This window comes from Gordonia sp. CNJ-863 (assembly GCF_001942325.1).
In the GTDB taxonomy this organism is placed as follows: Bacteria; Actinomycetota; Actinomycetes; order Mycobacteriales; family Mycobacteriaceae; genus Gordonia; species Gordonia alkanivorans.
This window is the reverse complement of sequence record NZ_MKKG01000011.1, coordinates 236040-253935: the sequence shown is the minus strand read 5'-3', so window position 1 is coordinate 253935 and position 17896 is coordinate 236040. Positions and strand designations below refer to the sequence as shown.

The 17896-nt window shown below is 69.3% G+C and carries 13 protein-coding genes; 6 read left to right on the top strand and 7 right to left on the bottom strand.

Annotated features, from left to right (window positions below):
• Positions 1-2 precede the first annotated feature (2 nt).
• From BJF87_RS07045 to BJF87_RS07030, 4 genes are all read left to right on the top strand, one after another.
• Positions 3-1859: a GAF domain-containing protein gene (locus BJF87_RS07045; RefSeq protein ID WP_006357748.1), complete on the top strand. Its 1857-nt coding sequence runs from the start codon at positions 3-5 to the stop codon at positions 1857-1859.
• Between the two features lie 86 nt (positions 1860-1945).
• On the top strand, positions 1946-3037 hold the full coding sequence (locus tag BJF87_RS07040; protein ID WP_006357747.1) for a phosphotransferase family protein: 1092 nt from the start codon (positions 1946-1948) through the stop codon (positions 3035-3037).
• Positions 3038-3108: 71 nt separating this feature from the next.
• Entirely contained in the window at positions 3109-4395 is a 1287-nt protein-coding gene (locus BJF87_RS07035; RefSeq protein ID WP_006357746.1) for an acyl-CoA dehydrogenase family protein, read from the top strand.
• A gap of 49 nt (positions 4396-4444) precedes the next feature.
• Entirely contained in the window at positions 4445-5197 is a 753-nt protein-coding gene (locus BJF87_RS07030) for an SDR family NAD(P)-dependent oxidoreductase (RefSeq protein WP_006357745.1), read from the top strand.
• 9 nt (positions 5198-5206) lie between these two features.
• Here the strand turns inward: BJF87_RS07030 and BJF87_RS07025 are convergent, their stop codons facing one another.
• The 6 genes from BJF87_RS07025 to eccCa form a co-directional block, all read right to left on the bottom strand.
• Complete coding sequence (locus tag BJF87_RS07025) at positions 5207-5920, bottom strand: HAD family hydrolase (protein WP_006357744.1); 714 nt, start codon at positions 5918-5920, stop codon at positions 5207-5209.
• Complete coding sequence (gene glmM / locus BJF87_RS07020; protein ID WP_006357743.1) at positions 5917-7296, bottom strand: phosphoglucosamine mutase; 1380 nt, start codon at positions 7294-7296, stop codon at positions 5917-5919. Before glmM ends, BJF87_RS07025 begins: the two co-directional genes overlap by 4 nt.
• 2 nt (positions 7297-7298) lie before the next feature.
• Entirely contained in the window at positions 7299-7838 is a 540-nt protein-coding gene (rpsI, locus tag BJF87_RS07015) for a 30S ribosomal protein S9 (protein ID WP_006357742.1), read from the bottom strand.
• The gene (gene rplM, locus BJF87_RS07010) at positions 7835-8278 is read right to left on the bottom strand and encodes a 50S ribosomal protein L13 (RefSeq protein WP_035750536.1); all 444 of its coding nucleotides are present in this window, start codon (positions 8276-8278) and stop codon (positions 7835-7837) included. Before rplM ends, rpsI begins: the two co-directional genes overlap by 4 nt.
• A 178-nt stretch (positions 8279-8456) precedes the next feature.
• Positions 8457-9764 (bottom strand): type VII secretion-associated protein, encoded by a 1308-nt coding sequence (locus BJF87_RS07005; protein ID WP_035750533.1) that lies wholly within the window; start codon positions 9762-9764, stop codon positions 8457-8459.
• Positions 9765-9791: 27 nt separating this feature from the next.
• On the bottom strand, positions 9792-13880 hold the full coding sequence (gene eccCa, locus BJF87_RS07000; RefSeq protein WP_075862848.1) for a type VII secretion protein EccCa: 4089 nt from the start codon (positions 13878-13880) through the stop codon (positions 9792-9794).
• A 99-nt stretch (positions 13881-13979) separates the two neighbouring features.
• Here eccCa and eccD point away from each other — a divergent pair, with 99 nt between their 5' ends.
• Positions 13980-15533, top strand: coding sequence for a type VII secretion integral membrane protein EccD (eccD, locus tag BJF87_RS06995; RefSeq protein ID WP_035750527.1), 1554 nt, complete (start codon positions 13980-13982; stop codon positions 15531-15533).
• Positions 15533-16930 carry a type VII secretion-associated serine protease mycosin gene (gene mycP, locus BJF87_RS06990; RefSeq protein ID WP_075862847.1) on the top strand — a complete coding sequence of 466 codons (1398 nt, stop codon included), beginning with the start codon at positions 15533-15535 and terminating at the stop codon, positions 16928-16930. The genes eccD and mycP overlap by 1 nt, the downstream gene beginning before the upstream one ends.
• A gap of 12 nt (positions 16931-16942) precedes the next feature.
• On the opposite strand, the gene BJF87_RS06985 is transcribed toward mycP, so the two are convergent.
• A complete protein-coding gene (locus tag BJF87_RS06985) occupies positions 16943-17896 on the bottom strand; it encodes a 4-hydroxy-3-methylbut-2-enyl diphosphate reductase (RefSeq protein WP_035750524.1) in 954 nt (317 codons plus the stop codon).

Sequence of the window (17896 nt, the reverse complement as noted above, 5' to 3'; positions counted from 1 at the left end):
CGATGACATCCATCGCGGAGCGAGGAGTCGATACCGGTCTCGACTCCGAGGGCGGGTCGGCACGTGCCACCGGCCGCGAACGCGATGTCATCGCGGCCTTCGCCGAGATCACCACCGAGGCCATCACCGACACCAAGCTCGAGGATCTCCTCAGCCTGGTGGGCCAGAAGCTCTGCGCACTCCTCGGCGTCACCCGCTGCTCGGTGTACCTGCGGCACGCCAACGGCAGCTATCGCGGTGCGGCGGGCTTCTGCGAGGACGCCGGCGACATCACCGAGGCCGTGAAGAGGCAGATCTCCGGCTTCGACGGCGACCTCTTCAGCCAGGAGGTCATCAACACCCGCGCGCCCGTCGTCATCGCCGACGCCCTCAACGACCCGCGTCCCCACCGCCGGACGATGACGCACTGGGACGTCCGCGCGATGCTCGGCGTCCCGCTCACCTTCGACGGCGCGGTGATCGGGCTGATCTTCGTCGACAGCCGCGGCCGCGAACACGAGTTCACCCCCGAGGACATCGAGGTGGCCGAACTGTTCGCCCGCCTCTCTGCCCTGTTCATCAGCCAGGCGATGCTCAACACCCGCCTGCGTGGTCAGGCCGCCGAGATCGCGCGCAACAACGCCACCCTGGCCTACCTCGCCGACGTCCACCACCGCCTGACCAGCGCGGTGCTCGAGGGCGCCAACATCCACCGCGTCGTCGAACTCCTGTCGGAGCTGTCGGCCAAGCCTGTGGTTCTCTACAACAACTCGTTCGACGTGCTCGCCTGGGCCGCGCCGGAGGCGCTCAAGCTGACCGCTCCCCCGGTGATGAGCGAGAAGGTGCGGGCCACCACCTCGGTGCGCCAGGCTCTCGCCGAACTGTCCGTCAGTACCCCGTCGGCGATCGTCCCCGCGCAGCTCGCGGTCGGGCTCGGTCGCCGGCATCTCATGTGCCGCCTGGTGATCGAGGGCAGGCAGACCGGTTTCCTCGGCATCGTCGAGGTGGGCCGCAGCCTCGAGGCCCTCGACGCGAACATCGCCGAACGCGGCGCGACCGTCCTGGCGCTGCAGATGCTCTCCGAGCGCCGGCAGATCGAGACCGAGGGTCAGGCGCGCGACGACTATCTGTCGGACCTGCTGCGCAACAGCCGCGACAAGGAACACCTGGTCCGGCGTGGCCCGCAGTTCGGCATCGACCTCACCAATCCCCATGTCCTGGTTCGGTTCACCGTGGACGACGCGACCGACCGGCTGACGGCGTCGGCGATCCAGTCGCTGGTCACCCGTACCTTCGCCTCGGTCATGTCCATCTCGCCGCCGCCGGCCGTCCGGCTGCCCGGGGCGGTCATCGTGATGGTCCGCCTGGAGTCCGACGACCTCGACGAGGTCGGGAGCGTCCGCGACCACGTGTCGACGATCCGCGAGCGGCTCTCCGGTGACCTCTCTCTCGGCGCGACCCTCATCTCCGGGATCTGCCGTACCCCCGCCGACTATCCGCACGCCCATCGCGACCTTCGCGAGATGGGTTCGGTGGCAAAGTCGTTCGGTTGGAACGAGCGGGTGATGACGCTCGACGAGCTCGGCCTGTTCCGGGTGATCGTGTCCAGCGGTCACGTCAAGGAGGCCCTGCACTTCGCACACTCCTTCGTCGCACCCGTCCGACAACACGACGACGGCACGCTCCTCGCCACGTGGCGGGCCTTCGTGGCCGCCGACGGCAAGGTCCAGGCCACCGCGACGGCACTCGACGTTCACGAGAACACCATCCGGTACCGCCTCGGACGGATCAAGGAGATCGCACGACGCGATCCGACGTCGCTGGACTGCCTGCTGTCGGCGAAGATGGCCTTCCAGGTCCTCGACCTCGCAGGTCAGTGACCTGCGACGACACCCATTGGAGATTCCTCCAACGGGCTCGCAGGACGACGGTTCTCCCCGGGGCGGACACGCCATAGGTTCATCTCATGGCCCGCAGCACGATCCCCGACCGCCCCGCCCCCGATCAGATCCGGGTCGACACCGAGGAGATCCCGGTGGACACCGCGGCACTCGCGGTGTGGATGGACGACGAGGGCCTGCCCGGTGGGGACGGCATCGACCTCCGGCCGCTGCACGGCGGCACCCAGAACATCATGGTGATCGTCAGCCGCGGCGGACGGGACTACGTGCTCCGGCGCGGTCCCCGACACCTGCGCCCGCAATCGAACGCCGCGATCGCACGCGAGATGACGCTGCTGTCCGCGCTGAGCTCCACCGACGTCGCACACCCCCGGTTCGTCGCCGGCACCACCGACACCGACGTTCTGGGGGCCACCTTCTTCCTGATGGAGCCCGTGCAGGGGTTCAACGCGGCCGACAGCCTGCCGGCCGCCTACGCCGCGACCGCCGAGGGACGCGAGGCGATGGGTTACGCCCTCGTCGACGCGCTCGCCGGGCTGGCGGCCGTCGACCACTCCGCCATCGGCCTCGACGACTTCGGCAAACCGGACGGCTTCCTCGAACGGCAGGTGCCGCGGTGGCTCGCCGAACACGAACGGTACGCCGCCACACCGGGATACCCGGGCGGGACGTTCCCCGACCTCGACCGGATCGCCGGCTGGCTCGACGACCACCGCCCCGCTGATTTCCGGCCCGGTCTGCTGCACGGCGACTACCACGTGGCCAACGTCCTCTACGATCACCGCACCCCCGACGTCGCGGCCATCGTCGACTGGGAGATGGCGACGGTCGGCGACCCACTGCTCGATCTCGGTGTGCTGCTGGCCATCTGGCCCGATGACCCGCGGCAGCCGGACCTCTACGAGAGCGCGCTCGGCCAGGCCGGCGATCTACCGAACCGATCCGCGGTCATCGCCCGCTATGCCGAGCGCTCCGAGAGGAACCTCGACGCGCTCGACTGGTACACCGTTCTCGCGAGTTTCAAGCTCGGCATCATCCTCGAGGGCACCTATGCCCGCTCCTGCGACGGCAAGGCACCCCGCAAGGTCGGCGAGCGACTGCATCGCTACGCCGACGGCCTCTTCGTGCGCGCCCGCGAGATCATCGCCGGCTCCTGACACAGCCCCTCCCCCGGATCGGACCACGATCCCCTTCTCGTCAGACCCCCACAGAAACGGAGCACACCACCATGGCCTGGGATTTCTCCACGGAACCCGACTTCCAGAAGAAGCTCGACTGGATGAAGGACTTCGTCCGCACCGAGGTCTTCCCGCTCGAGACCCTCGACCTCGACTGGGACCAGCTGCGCAAGGCGATCGCCCCGCTGCAGGAAGAGGTCAAGGCCAACGACCTGTGGGCCGCCCACCTCGATCCCGAACTCGGCGGACAGGGATACGGCCAGGTGAAGCTCGGCCTGATGCAGGAGATCCTGGGTTCCACCCCGTACGGACCGCTCGTGTTCGGTTGCCAGGCACCGGATTCCGGAAACTGCGAGATCCTCGCCGCGGTCGGCACCGACGAGCAGAGGAAGCGGTGGCTCGAGCCGCTGCTCGCCGGCGAGTACTACTCGTCGTTCGCGCTGACCGAACCCGACAACGCCGGCGCCGATCCCACCAACCTCACGACCACCGCGGTCCGGGACGGGGACGAGTGGGTTCTCAACGGCCACAAGTGGTTCATCAGCAACGCGGCCACCGCCGACTTCATGATCGTCGTCGCTGTCACCGATCCCGACGCCGAACGCCACCGTCGCACATCGCAGTTCATCATCCCCATCGACGCCCCGGGTCTCGACGTGGTCCGCGACATCGGTTCGGTCGAGAACCCCCGCCCGCGCCCGTACACCTACGGCTCGCACTGCGAGGTCGTGTTGCGCGATGTCCGGGTCGACGACTCGGCACTGCTGGGCAACCGGGGCGACGGCTTCCTGATCGCGCAGAAGCGCCTGGGCCCCGGCCGAATTCACCACTGCATGCGCTGGATCGGCCAGGCGAGCCGCGCCTTCGACATGATGTGCGAACGCGCCACCTACCGGTACGCCCACGGATCGGTCCTCGCCGACAAGCAGACGGTCCGCAACTTCATCGCCGACTCCGCGGCCGAGATCCAGGCCCTGCGACTCATGACTCTGCACGCGGCCTGGCGCATCGACGAGGAGGGCACGGCGGCCGCCCGCAAGGACATCGCGCTCATCAAGTTCTTCGGCGCCAAGATCCTGCACGACGTCATCGACCGCGCGCTCCAGGTGCACGGCTCACTCGGGTACAGCGCGGACCTGCCGCTGGAGTCGATGTACCGGGCCGCCCGCGCCGCCCGCCTCTACGACGGCCCCGACGAGGTCCACCGCGACAGCGTCGCCCGCCAGTATCTGAAGGGGTACTCGCGGCCGGCCGACGACCGCCCCACCGAGCACATCCCCACCCGCCGCGCGGCCGCACAGCGTCGGTTCGCCGACCTCCTTGCCGAGCAGCCCTGACACCAGCCGCATTCACCCGTCCCGTCCCCTCACCAGAAAGCGAACACACATGTCTCTCAACGGAAAAACCGCGATCGTCACCGGCGCGGCACAGGGCATCGGTCAGGCCACCGCCATCCGCCTCGCAGCCGACGGCGCCCACGTCGTCGCCGCCGACATCCAGGACTGTGAGGTCACCCTCAAGGAGATCGCCGAAGCGGGCGGCTCCGCAGAAGCGATTCGTCTTGACGTCCGCGTAGCCGATGACTGGTCGGCCGCCGTGGAGCAGATCACCGCCTCCCGCGGGTCGATCGACTGCCTGGCCAACGTCGCCGGCGTCGTCAACATGATCAGCGAGGACACCGTCGTCGGCCTCACCGAGGAAGCGTGGGATCACGTCGTCGGCACCGACCTCAAGGGTGTGTGGCTCGGCATGCGGGCGGTCATCCCGGGCATGATCGCGGGCGGCGGCGGCCGCATCGTGAACATCTCGTCGATGGCCGCGCTGCGGGGTCTGCCGAACCTGGCGTCGTACTCGGCGGCCAAGGGCGGCGTCGTGGGTCTCACCAAGCAGGCGGCCTACGAGTACGGACCGCAGAACATCCTGATCAACGCCATTGCGCCGGGCACCATCGACACCCCGATCCTGGCCGACATCACCGAGGAGATGCGGCAGGCGAATGCCAACGCCCACATCGTGCGTCGGCTCGGCCGTCCGTCGGAGATCGCGTCGATGGTCGCCTACCTCATGCGTGAGGGCGACTTCCTGACCGGCGAGATCTACCCGGTCGACGGCGGCTGGGCCGCCAAGGGGAACTTCTGAGAGGAGATCTCAGGCGCGCAGTTCGATGCCGTGAGCCGTCACGGCATCGAGCAGCGCGGTCGGGCGATCGGCCGACGGCACGTCGTGCACCAACGCGAAGGAACATCCGAGCGTACGGGCACCGCCGTCGGCCTTGTCGCTGTCCCCGACCATCAGCACGTCGCCGGCCGGCACACCGATCGGGTCGAGTGCGGCGCGGAAGATGCGCGGGTCGGGTTTGATCGCGCCGACCTCATAGGAGAGCGCGTAGGCGTCGACGAGGTGGTCGATGCCGTGCAGCGCAAGGACTTTGCGCAGATCGAAGGCGATGTTGCTGACGATGCCGATCGGGATCCCGGCGCCGGCCAGGCGCGTCAGCACCTCGACGGTGTCGGCGAAGGGCACCCACGAGTCCGGGTCGAGGACCCGGTCGTAGAGCGCGTTGGCGTGACCGGCATTGCTCAAGCCGACCGTACGCAGCAGGGCAAGATACCCGACCCGATGCAGTTCCGGGTCGAGATCCCTTCGCTCCCAGGCAGTTCGGTCGTCGCCCTCGACACCTTCGGGCAGGCCGACCGGCGCAACCATCCGGCGGATGATGTCTGCCTGGCGTTCCGGGGTGAACGACTCACCGGCGTCGTCGAGGAGATCGACGAACCAGTCGTCGCGCGCCTCGAAGCGGAACAGGGTGCCGGAGAAGTCGAAGAGGACCGCCCGCGCCGTGTTCGTCTCACCCGGGGTCATGCGCCGGCAGCCGCGACGACGTCGGCGAGGCCACGGGCGACCGCGCCCGCCTGCTCCGCCGTGCCGGCCTCCACCATGACGCGAACAAGTTGCTCGGTTCCCGAGGGACGCAACAGAACCCGACCGGAGTCTCCCAGTTCGGCCTCGGCGTCGACCACCGCCTGCTTGACCGTCTGCGACTCCGCGACCGCATGCTTGTCGGCGACGCGGACGTTGATGAGCTCCTGCGGCAGCACCGTCACGATGCCGGCGAGGTCGGCCAGACGCGACGACGTGGCCGCCATGCGGGCCATGATCATCAGGCCGGTGAGGATGCCGTCACCGGTGGTTCCCGAACCCGGGACCACGATGTGGCCGGACTGCTCGCCACCGAGGGAATACCCGCCACGACGCAGTTCCTCGACCACATAGCGGTCGCCGACAGCGGTCGTGCGCACCGTGATCCCCGCCTCGCGCATCGCGATGTGCAGACCGAGGTTGCTCATCACGGTGGCGACGAGGACGTTCTCGTGCAGACGCCCCTTGTCGGCGAGCGACGTCGCCAGGATCGCCATGATGGCGTCGCCGTCGACGATCTGACCGGTGGAATCCACTGCCAGACAACGGTCGGCGTCGCCGTCGTGCGCGAGACCGAGATCGGCGCCGTGCTCGAGGACGGCCGCCTGCAGCTTGTCCATGTGGGTCGAACCGCAGTCGGCGTTGATGTTCAGACCGTCGGGATCGGCGTGGATCGTGATGACGTTGGCACCTGCGTCGGCGTAGGCCAGCGGCGCGAGTTGCGACGCGGCACCGTGTGCGCAGTCGACGACCACCGTCAGACCGTCGAGACGCTCGTCGATGGCCTGCGCCAGGTGACGGCGGTAGCGGTCCCCGGCGTCCGGTGCATCGAGGACGCGACCGACCGCGGCACCGATGGGCCGGACGAAATCGTCGTCCATCGCCGCTTCGATGCGGTCCTCGATCTCGTCGTCGAGCTTGTGCCCGCCGGCGGAGAAGAACTTGATGCCGTTGTCCGGCATGGGATTGTGCGACGCGGAGATCATCACGCCGAAGTCGGCGCGGTAGTCCGCGGTGAGGAACGCGACCGCCGGGGTGGGCACGGTGCCGACGCGGATGGCGTCGACGCCGGTCGCGGCGAGTCCCGCACACACGGCGGCTTCCAGCATCTCGCCGGAAGCACGCGGGTCACGACCCACCACCGCACGCGGACGGCGTGTGGCAACCGAATCATCCGGGCCGCTCGCTTCGCTCCCGGCGCCGGTGGAAATGTCTGAGAAAACGACCGCGGCGGCCGAGGCCAGGCGCAACGCGAGCTCGGGAGTGAGCTCGGCGTTGGCCAGGCCTCGGACGCCGTCGGTACCGAAAAGGCGTGCCAAGATCAGCGCTTGGAGTACTGCGACGCCTTGCGGGCCTTCTTCAGGCCGTACTTCTTGCGCTCGACCGCACGCGGGTCACGGGTGAGGAATCCGGCCTTCTTGAGGGCGGGACGATCATCCGGGGTGACCTCGATGAGGGCACGGGCGATGGCCAGACGCAGCGCGCCGGCCTGGCCCGAGGGGCCGCCACCGACGAGCTTGGCGAAGATGTCGAACGACTCGGTGCGCTCGACGAGAACCAGCGGAGCCTTGATCAGCTGCTGGTGCACCTTGTTGGGGAAGTACTCCTCCAAGGAGCGGCCGTTGAGCTTGAACTCACCGGTGCCCGGCATCAGGCGAACGCGGACGACGGCTTCCTTGCGGCGGCCGACGGTCTGGATCGGGCGGTCGATCACGATCGGCTCGCGGGCCTCTTCGACGGCCGGAGCGGCGTCGTAGTCATCGGCTGCAGCCTCGACGGCCTCCACTGCCTCCACGGCCTCGATGACCTCGACAGCTTCTTCGACGGCCTCGACGGCCTCGTTGATGTTCTCGTTGGTCACTGGGCCACCTGCTTGATCTCGAAGGGGACGGGGCGCTGGGCCGCGTGCGGATGATTCGGGCCTGCGTAGACCTTCAGCTTCGAGGCCATGGCGCGACCGAGCTTGTTCGAAGGCAGCATGCCCTTGATGGCCTTCTCGATGACGCGCTCGGGGAAGGTCTCGAGCAGCTCAGCGGTGGTGCGGGACTTCAGGCCACCGGGATGCCCCGAGTGGGTGTAGTTCAGCTTGCGCTCGGCCTTGTTGCTGGTCAGCGCAACCTTCTCCGCGTTGATGATGATGACGAAGTCACCACCGTCCATGTGCGGGGCGTAGGTCGGCTTGTGCTTGCCGCGGAGCAGGTTCGCGCTCTGCACGGCCAGCCGGCCGAGCACCACGTCGGTGGCGTCGATGACGTGCCACGTACGCGTGATGTCACCGGCCTTCGGGGTGTAGGTAGGCACAGTTGGTCCTCAACTCTTGTCTTTAGGGTGCTGGTCGGGCGCATGGCGGAGGTTGTTCCCGGCGACCAGTGGGGACCCGGGCCTCTTCTGCCCGTACACACGCGTGTGTGACAGGCGCCGAGCACCAGCGATCCAGGTTACGCGACCGTGCAGGTCAGGGTCAAAACGCCCACCCAGGTCACTCCACCCGTACCGAGCGAACGGCTCGCGCGCACTCGTCGTCGACCGACTCGGCGGTCGTCCCGGCCTGACATCCGATGGACACCTGCAGACCGTCGTCGACGATGACGTACCAGCGGATGGCGCTGCCCGAGGCAGGTGCCTCGCGATAGCTGATGACATCGCGTCCGGCGTACTGCGTGTCCGCGGAGAACTCCGTGACGACGTCGTCGCCCCGCTGCCCGATCCGGTTGCGGAGGCTGCTCGCGACCGATTGCGGGGTCGACCCGTCCCGCAGTTCGGTCAGCACCGCGATGATCCGCCCGCCGTCGGCCTCGGAGACGAAGACCGCGCGCCTCGTGGTCGGGTCGTCGGTGGCGTCGCTGGGCGTGTCCTGCCCGCTCTGCCGCCAGTCCCCGGGAACCGACAGCGTGGCGCGGCCGACGGCGACCTCGGAGTGCGCGGGTGCCGGGTCGTCCCGCTGCCACCAGCCGACCGCGAATGCGCCGGCCACGACCAGTACCGCCGCGGCCGCCGCACCGGCCAGCACCCGGCGACTGCGCCGCGTCGACACGCCCGCCGCCGGTTCCGCCGGATCGCCGGCCACCGGCACGGCGTCGTCCGCGGCACCGCCGGTCCGCCCGCCCAGACGGACGACGAGGTCGCGGTCCACCGGCACGACCCGGCCCGCGATCGCGTGCGCGGCGACCAGGTCGATCGCCGCCGACACCTCGACCGGGTCGTCGCCGTCGACGAAAACGGCCTCGACCGCGTCGTCGATGATCGCGAGTCCGTCGGCCTCCTGGTCCCCCTGCTCGATCAGCCCGGAGCGTTCGAGAAGCCAGCCCTCGGGGTGGCGTCGCACGATCTGTACGTCCCACGCCGCGGGCCGCGGACGGGCAGGATCGGCGGGCGGTTCCGGGATGTGGGTGGTCTCCACCACGGCACAGCGCTGCACGGTGATGTCGGCGTGGCTGCGCGCGATGAGGACCGCGCGCGGAAGAGACGTCAGCAGTGTCTCCCCCGCCCTCCCGCCGCCGACATCGGCCAGCGAGGACGCGCGTCGCGGTCCCCAGGTGCTCGGGTGCCCGACGATGAGCGGGCGATCGGGGTCGGCCGCGATCCCCAGGTCGGCGAAGGCCATCTGCCACGCCTGCCGCAGATGACGCCGACGGCCGTCGGCCACGACCGTCATCTGGTCGACGGCGTCCAGGAGCGGTCGCAGGTCGATCCCGGGATCCCGGATGCCGGTGGCGGGTTCGAAGATGCGGGGCCGGCCGTACGCGAGGTCGACGACCGTGCCACGACCCGGGTTCACCCCGCTCACGCCCGCACCTGTCTCACCCGACGCCGCTCAACGCTGGTCCTCGGCCGGTACGAGAGCGACCTGGATCATCTCCTGCGGACGCACGCGGGAGACCAGCTCACCGCGTCCGGGGACCAACCGCTGCATGCGGCTGCGACCGGCGATGAAGCCTTCGTCGCGATCCCCGCTCATGAGCAGGATGTCCGACGACAGGTCCTTCAGCCGGGCGATCACCGGGTCGAACATCGCCCGGCCGAGGCCACCGGAGCGGCGGGCCAGGATGATGTGGAATCCGATGTCCCGGGCGTGTGACGCGAACTCGATGACCGGCAACAGCGGATTTCCCGCCGAGGTGGACACCATGTCGTAGTCGTCGACGACGAGGTAGACCTCCGGCTTGCCCTCCAGCCACGAACGCTCCCGCAACTGCTGAACGGTCACGTCGTCCGGGGGCATGCAGCCCTTCAGGTACACCGCCAGCTGGTTCATCAGCGTCATCGCGTTGTCGTGCGAACTCGCATAGCCCGCGAGGTGATCACCGTCGACGATGCCGAGCATCGTGCGGCGGTAGTCGATGAACGCGATCTTCACCTGCTCCGGGGTGCCACCGGCGACGAGTCCGCGGACGATCGCTCGCAGCACGTTGGTCTTCCCGTGCTCGACGTCGGCGAAGACCATGAAGTGCGGCTGGGCGTTGAAGTCGAGGACCACCGGGGCCAGCTCCAGTTCGCCGACACCGATCGCGACCTGGTTGAGCGACAACGTGACCCCGGCCGCGGTGAGTCCGTTCTGCACCGCCGCCATCTCTATCTCGGTGCTCAGCTTGCGCACCGGCATCGCCGAACGGCCCGGATACGCGGCGGCGAGCTTCTCCGCCGAGGCCGCGACGCCGGCGGGCAGTGACTCGGCGCTGCTGACCGGGTCGAGACGCGGCAGCGCGATGAGCATGTGGAGTTCCTCGGCGGTGAGACCGCGGCCGGGACGGTTCTGCGGGACACCCGCGGCGGCGCGACGACCCATCTCGGAATCCGTCGGATCGCCGAGGCGCAGTTCGATGCGCGTGCCCAGGAGGTCGCGGACCGCCGGGCGGATCTCGGCCCACCGCGAGGCACTGACGATGACGTGGACGCCGAAAGACAGACCCTGGGAGACGATCGTGGTGATCTGCTCCTCCAGCGACTCGAGTTCGGAACGCAGGACGCTGATGCCGTCGAGCACGAAGAAGACGTCGCCGAAGCGGTCACCGGCCAGCGGATCGTCGGGGGCGAAGGTCCCGGTGGCGAACCAGTCCGCACGGCGGGCCCGGTAGTCGCGCATCGATTCGACGCCCAGGCGGGCGAACAGCATCTCACGGGCCCGGATGATCGCCCCGACCTCGGCCACCGTGCGGCGAACGGCATCCATGTCCCCACGGGACGCCACCGAACCCACATGTGGGAGTCCGGCGAGGCCGGCGAGGCTGCCGCCGCCGAAGTCCAGGCAGTAGAACTGCACCTGTTCCGGGGTGTGCGTGGCGGCCGCGGTCATGATGATCGTGCGCAGCGTCGTCGACTTTCCCGATTGCGGCCCGCCGACCACGGCGACGCTGCCGGCCGCGCCGGACAGGTCGACGACGAGCGGGTCGCGTCGCTGGTCGTAGGGGCGGTCGACCAGACCGATGGGCAGGGCCAGGTTGCCGGGGACCGCCGGTTTGGTCCAGTCCCGCGCACCCACGAGGTGTTCCACGGTCGGCGAGTTCTCGAGCGGGTCCAGCCACACGCGGTGTGCCGGCGGGCCGGCGCTCTCCATGCGGCCGATGATGGTCTGCATCAGCGTCGGCACCGACACCGAAGCGGATTCGAAGTCGGCGGGCCCGTCGGGCGCGGCGTCGAGGGCCGGGGGCTCCTCGTCGAGCAGGCTCGCCGCCTGGTCCAGCAGCGACCGCGACGAACCCTCGTCGAGCGGGACCGGCAACGCGGTGAAGACCTTGAGATTCCCCAGTCGCGGGGACCCCGGCGCCGCGGAGTCCTCGGCCACGGATGGCGAGTAGTACGGACCCGAGACGTACGAGGTGTTGAAGCGAACCGGGTCATCCGAGTCGCACTTCAGATACGCCGAGCCGGGAACGCTCGGCAGGTGGTAGGCGTCGGGGACACCGAGCACCGAACGGGACTCGTTGGCGGAGAAGGTCTTCAGACCGATGCGGTAGGACAAGTGTGAGTCGAGGCCGCGCAGCTTGCCCTCCTCGAGTCGCTGCGAGGCCAGCAGCAGGTGGATGTGCAGCGACCGGCCCAGACGGCCGATCGCGACGAACAGCTCGGCGAAATCCGGTTTCTGCGACAGCAGTTCGGAGAACTCGTCGACGACGATGAACAGCGCCGGCAGCGGATCGAGACGCACGCCCGAGGCGCGGGCGCGCTCGTAGTCGGCGACGTTGGCGTAGTTGCCCGCCGCACGCAGGACCTCTTGGCGGCGGTTCATCTCACCCGACAGCGCATCCTTCATGCGGTCGACCATCGACAGTTCCTGCTCGAGGTTGGTGATGATCGCCGCGACGTGTGGAGCGGACTCGAGTCCGAGGAACGTTGCGCCGCCCTTGAAGTCGACGAGGACGAGGTTCAGCTCGGTCGGCGAATGCGTCGCCAGCATGGCGAGGACAAGCGTTCGCAGGAACTCGGACTTGCCCGAGCCGGTCGCACCGATGCACAGGCCATGCGGTCCCATGCCGCCGTGGGCGCTCTCCTTGATGTCGAGTTCGACGGGCGCGCCGCTCGGTGTGTAGCCGATCGGCACCCGCAGACGTTCGCGGCCGGTGCGCCCGCGCCAGGCGGTGGCCGGGTCGAATCGGGCGGCGTCGTCGATGCCGAGAAGTGCGGGCAGGCCCGGATCGGTGGACGTCGCCTCGGATTCCAGGTTCGCCAGGGTCGCCGCGGTCGCCAGGCGGTACCGGGCCATGCGGCGGGCGATCGCCTCCGCCTCGGCGATGGTCAGCGAGTCCATGTCGGCGAATTCCTCGACGCCCGCGGCACTTCGGGCCGACACCTTGCCGCCGCGCACCACGAGCTGCAGGCCGCGCCGGACCGCGAGACCGTCCGGCGGTGCGGTCAGGTCGAGGACCGTGACACCCTCCATGCCGGCCGAGCTGAGGACGCGTTCGTCGCCGGCGACGTAGCCGTCGTCGATGATGACGACCAGGTGGGCACGATTCCCGCTCGGCGGGGCGGACCGGCTGAACCGGCCGCGTTCGAGAAGGTCCGCGGCCAGTGCGTTCTCGAGATCGGCGAGCGTCGGATAGATCATCCGCATCGGGCCGATCCCGTCGCGCAGCGTCGGATGACCTACGTGCGGAAGCCATTTCGCCCAGTCCCAGGCCTCGCCGGCCGGGTCGCCGGTGACGATGCCGATGTGCAGATGGTCGGGACCGTGGAAGGCGCACAGCTCGACGATCATCGAGCGGACGAGTTCGCGGGTCTCCTGCCGCGCGCCCTCGATGTTGATCGCCGGGAAGCCGCGCAGCGAGATCGACCGGGGCAGGCTGTAGACCGCCGAATGGGTGCGCACGAACCGTCGCAGAGCGACCATCGACACCGGTTCGATGTCCTCGAGCGGGCCGGTCTCCGGCGGCATCAGACGGGTGGCCAGGCGCTGGACGCCGACTCCCACACGCACATGGGCGAAATCGTTGTCGGCGGGACGCCGCTCCCACATGCGCCGGCTGCCGACGACGTCGAGCAGTGCGTGCGGGTCGGGATGACTCCACGTGCGTGCGGCGCGCTGGTTCTCGACGGTGTCGAAGACCTGGCCGCGCAACTGCCCGAGGTAGCGGAAGTAGTCCTTGCGTTCCTCGTTGAGTTCCGCGGCACGCTTGCCGCCGCTGCGCCCGCCGGCGGCGAACATGCCGAACATCGACATGAGCATCATCAGCGGGAACATCATGAACAGCGGGTTGGTCAGGATGTTGCGGCCACCGGTGACCATCATCAGCGCGATCATGCCGACGACGGCGACGATCATCACCACCGGCAGCAGCTTCATGAGCAGGTTGCCGGGTACCACGCGAGGGACGTCGGGCGGCGCCTGGATGTTGACCTCGCCCCCGGGCATGCGCGGCGGCGTGATGCGTGGCCGACGCACGAACCCCTCAGTGGTCGTGACCACTCGATCCCCCTGACACCCTCGAGCTGTGTATCCCCGGGCGGGCGAACCCGCTGAAGTTGGCTATGTTAGCTGCTGAACCCTGGGGGAGGATTGACCTGTATGTCACCTGTGGACGGATTCGCACCGGGATACCCGACGACCACCGCGGACGGCACCGCCGGTGACCGGTCACGCTCGGACACCGCGATCGAGCCGCAACTCGTACGCGTGTCGGTGCTGGGCGGCAACACCCAGCTCGACGTCGGCCTACCCGCCGGCATCCCGATCGCCGGTCTCATCGGTGACCTCGTCGCGCAGATCGAGTCGCGCAACCCAACCCGGCACGACCCGGACGACCCCGACGCCGATTCGCGCGGCCGCGGCCGTCCGCACGACCGGCAGAACCGCTGGACCCTGGCGCTCGTCGGGCAGGAACCGCTGCCCCTGCACCGCTCGCTGTCGGAATCGGGGATCCGCGACGGCGACCTGCTCCTGCTGACCTCGACCCGCACCGATGAGTCGCCGGTCCTCTTCGACGACGTGGTCGATGCCGTTGCGCGGCTGAACGAATCACAGTTCGTGGGTTGGACCGCGACGTCGGCGCGATACGTGGGACACGCGCTGGCCCTCGTCGCGGCGGTCGTTGCCGCGGCGGGGCTGGCCGCGAGCCGGATCGACAGCGGCGCGCTGTGGCTCTCGGGATTGTCCGGCCTCGCCGTGATCGGTCTCGTGACCGCGGCAACGATCGTCGCGCGCTACTACCGTGATCAGCTCAGCTCGACGATCCTGTCGGTCTGTGCGGCGCCGATGGCGTTCGTGACCGGCATGATCCTCACGCCCGGTTCCTACGGTGCCGCGCATCTGACACTCGGATTCGCCCTCACCCTGGTCACCGCCGTCATCACCTACCGGATGACCGCGGTCGGCGCGACCGCACACAGCGCGGTGACCGGCGCCGCTGTCCTCGGTGCACTCGGATGCGGTGCGCGTCTGCTCCTCGACGCCGACACCTCCGATGTCGCGGCCGTGATGGCGGCGGTGGGACTCCTGCTGATCGGACTGTCCCCCCGACTGACGATCCTGCTCGCCAAACTGCCGCTGCCGCCGGTGCCGACCGCGGGAGCTGCCATCGACATCAAGGACATCGAGCCGCAGCCGTCCATCGAAGGCATCGGCGCGATCGGGGCCACGGCACTGCCGAAGGCCGATGCGCTGGAACGACGCTCGTACATCGCCAACGCGTACCTGACGGGCATCGTCGGCGGCCTCACCGCCATCGTGGCGATCTCGGCGGTGCTCACCGCCGCTCCCCTCGCCGGCTTCGAGTGGAAGAGCGCCGCCTACGCCGCGATCATCGGCGTGGTCCTCTGTCTGCGCGGTCGCTCCCACAGCGACCTCTTCCAGGCGGCGATCCTCATCATCGGCGGCTCGCTCGTGGTGCTCACCCTGCTGGCGGGCCTGGCGTTCGGGGACGGCCGGTGGCCGATCATCTCCTTCGCGCTGGGCGGCGTCGTCCTCGTCGCCGCGCTCGTCTTCGGAGTCGTTGCGCCGCACCAGGATTTCTCCCCGGTAATGCGCCGCTGGGCGGAGATCGGCGAGTACATCCTCGTCGCGCTCATCGTCCCGCTGCTGCTGTGGTTGCTCGACCTGTACCGGATCGTCCGGGAGATCTGATGTCCCGGACGACGACCCGGGCTGCGGCGCCCGTCGCGCTGGCGCTGACCGCGACCCTGCTCGGGTTGACCTCCTCCCCCGCCGCCGCGGTGACCCCGCCGCGCGTCGACGCGTCGGCGCTGATCCGGTCGGCCCCGGTGGCACCGCCGGAACCGACCGAGCAGAGCCATCTCTGCAACACCGCGACCCTCACCCGCAGCACCGCGAATCCGACTGCTGCACAGTCGATGATGAACCTCGAGGAGGCCTGGCGCTTCAGTCGCGGCGCCGGGCAGCGGGTGGCCGTCATCGACACCGGCGTCACCCCGCACCCACGTCTGGGACGCGTCACCGCCGGCGGCGACTACGTCTCCGGCGGCAGCGGACTCGAGGACTGCGACGCCCACGGCACGCTGGTCGCCGGGATCATCGCCGCGCGGCCGAGCAGCTCCGACGCCTTCGCCGGGGTCGCGCCCGCGGCGTCGATCATCGCAATCCGCCAGTCCAGCAGTGCGTTCAAGGCCAAGAACAATCGTCGCGGCGACGATGCCGCACCGTCCGTCGGCTCCGGTTTCGGGTCCGTCCGCACGCTCGCCCACGCGATAGTCCGCGCCGTCGACCTGCGGGCCACGGTGATCAACATCTCCGAGGTGGCCTGCGCTTCGTCGGCGGCCAAGGTCGACGACCGCGCTCTCGGGGCGGCGATCCGGTACGCCTACGACCGTGACGTCGTCGTGGTGGCGGCGGCCGGCAACGTCACCCGGGACGGCGCCTGCCGTTCACAGAATCCGGCGCCCGCAGCCGGCAATCCTGACGACTGGAGTTCGGTCTCGACCGTCGCGAGTCCCGCGTGGTACTCACCCTACGTCCTGACCGTCGGCGCGGTCGACGCCGCCAGTGGCAGACCGAGCGAGTTCAGTCTGCACGGGCCGTGGGTCGGGGTGGCCGCGCCGGGCACCGACATCGTGAGCCTCGACAGCGCGAGGGGGTCGAACCGGCTGGTGTCGGCGCAGACAGCCGAGGAGGGTCCGCTGCCGCTGATCGGGACGAGCTTCGCCGCGCCCTACGTCGCCGGCACCGCGGCGCTCGTTCGGGCACGGTTCCCCGGACTGAGCGCTCGCGAGGTGATGGATCGCATCACCTCGACCGCCCACTCCCCGGGCACCGGGCACGACCAGCGGATCGGCCACGGCGTCGTCGACCCGGTCGCGGCCCTCACCGCGGAGCTGTCCGCCGAGGAACAGGCCAGGCAGCAATCGGCCCCGATCGCCGCGCCCGCACCGCCGACGCCGCCGGATCACACCGCCCGCAACATCGCCATCGCCGGAGCGGGGATCAGCGCCGCGGTCATCGCGGCTGTCCTGGCCGTCGCTCTTCCCCACCGTCGGGTGTGCAAGCTCGATCCCGACGAGTTCTGATCGGGGAGGTTCTCAGCCGGATGTCCGCGCGGGACGCAGCTCGCGCGGCAGCGCGAAGGTGAGGGTCTCGTTGGCCGTGTTGACGGTCTCCACCGTGTCGTAGCCGCGCTCGGCGAGGTAGTCGAGCACGCCGCGGACGAGGACCTCGGGCACCGATGCACCGGAGGTGACGCCGACGGTGTTCACACCCTCGAGCCAGGTGTCGTCGATCTCACGGGCATAGTCGACCAGATGACCTGCCTTGGCACCGGCCTGCAGGGCGACCTCGACCAGGCGAACCGAGTTCGACGAGTTCTGCGAACCGACCACGATGACGAGATCGCACTCGGGCGCCATCGCCTTCACGGCGACCTGACGGTTCTGGGTGGCGTAGCAGATGTCGTCGCTGGGCGGATCGTTGAGCAGCGGGAACTTCTCCCGCAGGCGACGCACCGTCTCCATGGTCTCGTCGACCGACAGCGTCGTCTGCGACAGCCAGACCAGCTTGGACTCGTCGCGCACGGTCACCGAGTCGACGCTGTCCGGGCCGTCGACGAGCTGGATGTGCTGGGGGGCCTCACCGGCCGTCCCCTCGACCTCTTCGTGGCCCTCGTGACCGATCAGCAGGATGTCGTAGTCGTCCCGCGCGAATCGCTTGGCCTCCTGGTGCACCTTCGTCACCAGCGGGCAGGTCGCGTCGATGGTCCTCAGATTCCGTTCCGCGGCGGACGCATGGACCTGCGGCGACACGCCATGGGCCGAGAACACGACGATCGCACCCTCGGGCACCTCGTCGGTCTCCCCCACGAAGATCGCCCCGCGGTCGGCAAGGGTCTCGACCACGTGCCGGTTGTGCACGATCTCCTTGCGGACGTAGACGGGAGCGCCGTGCTTGTCAAGGGCGCGCTCGACCGTCTCCACCGCGCGGTCGACACCCGCGCAGTAACCGCGGGGTTCGGCGAGCAGGACACGCTTCGTCTCAGACAT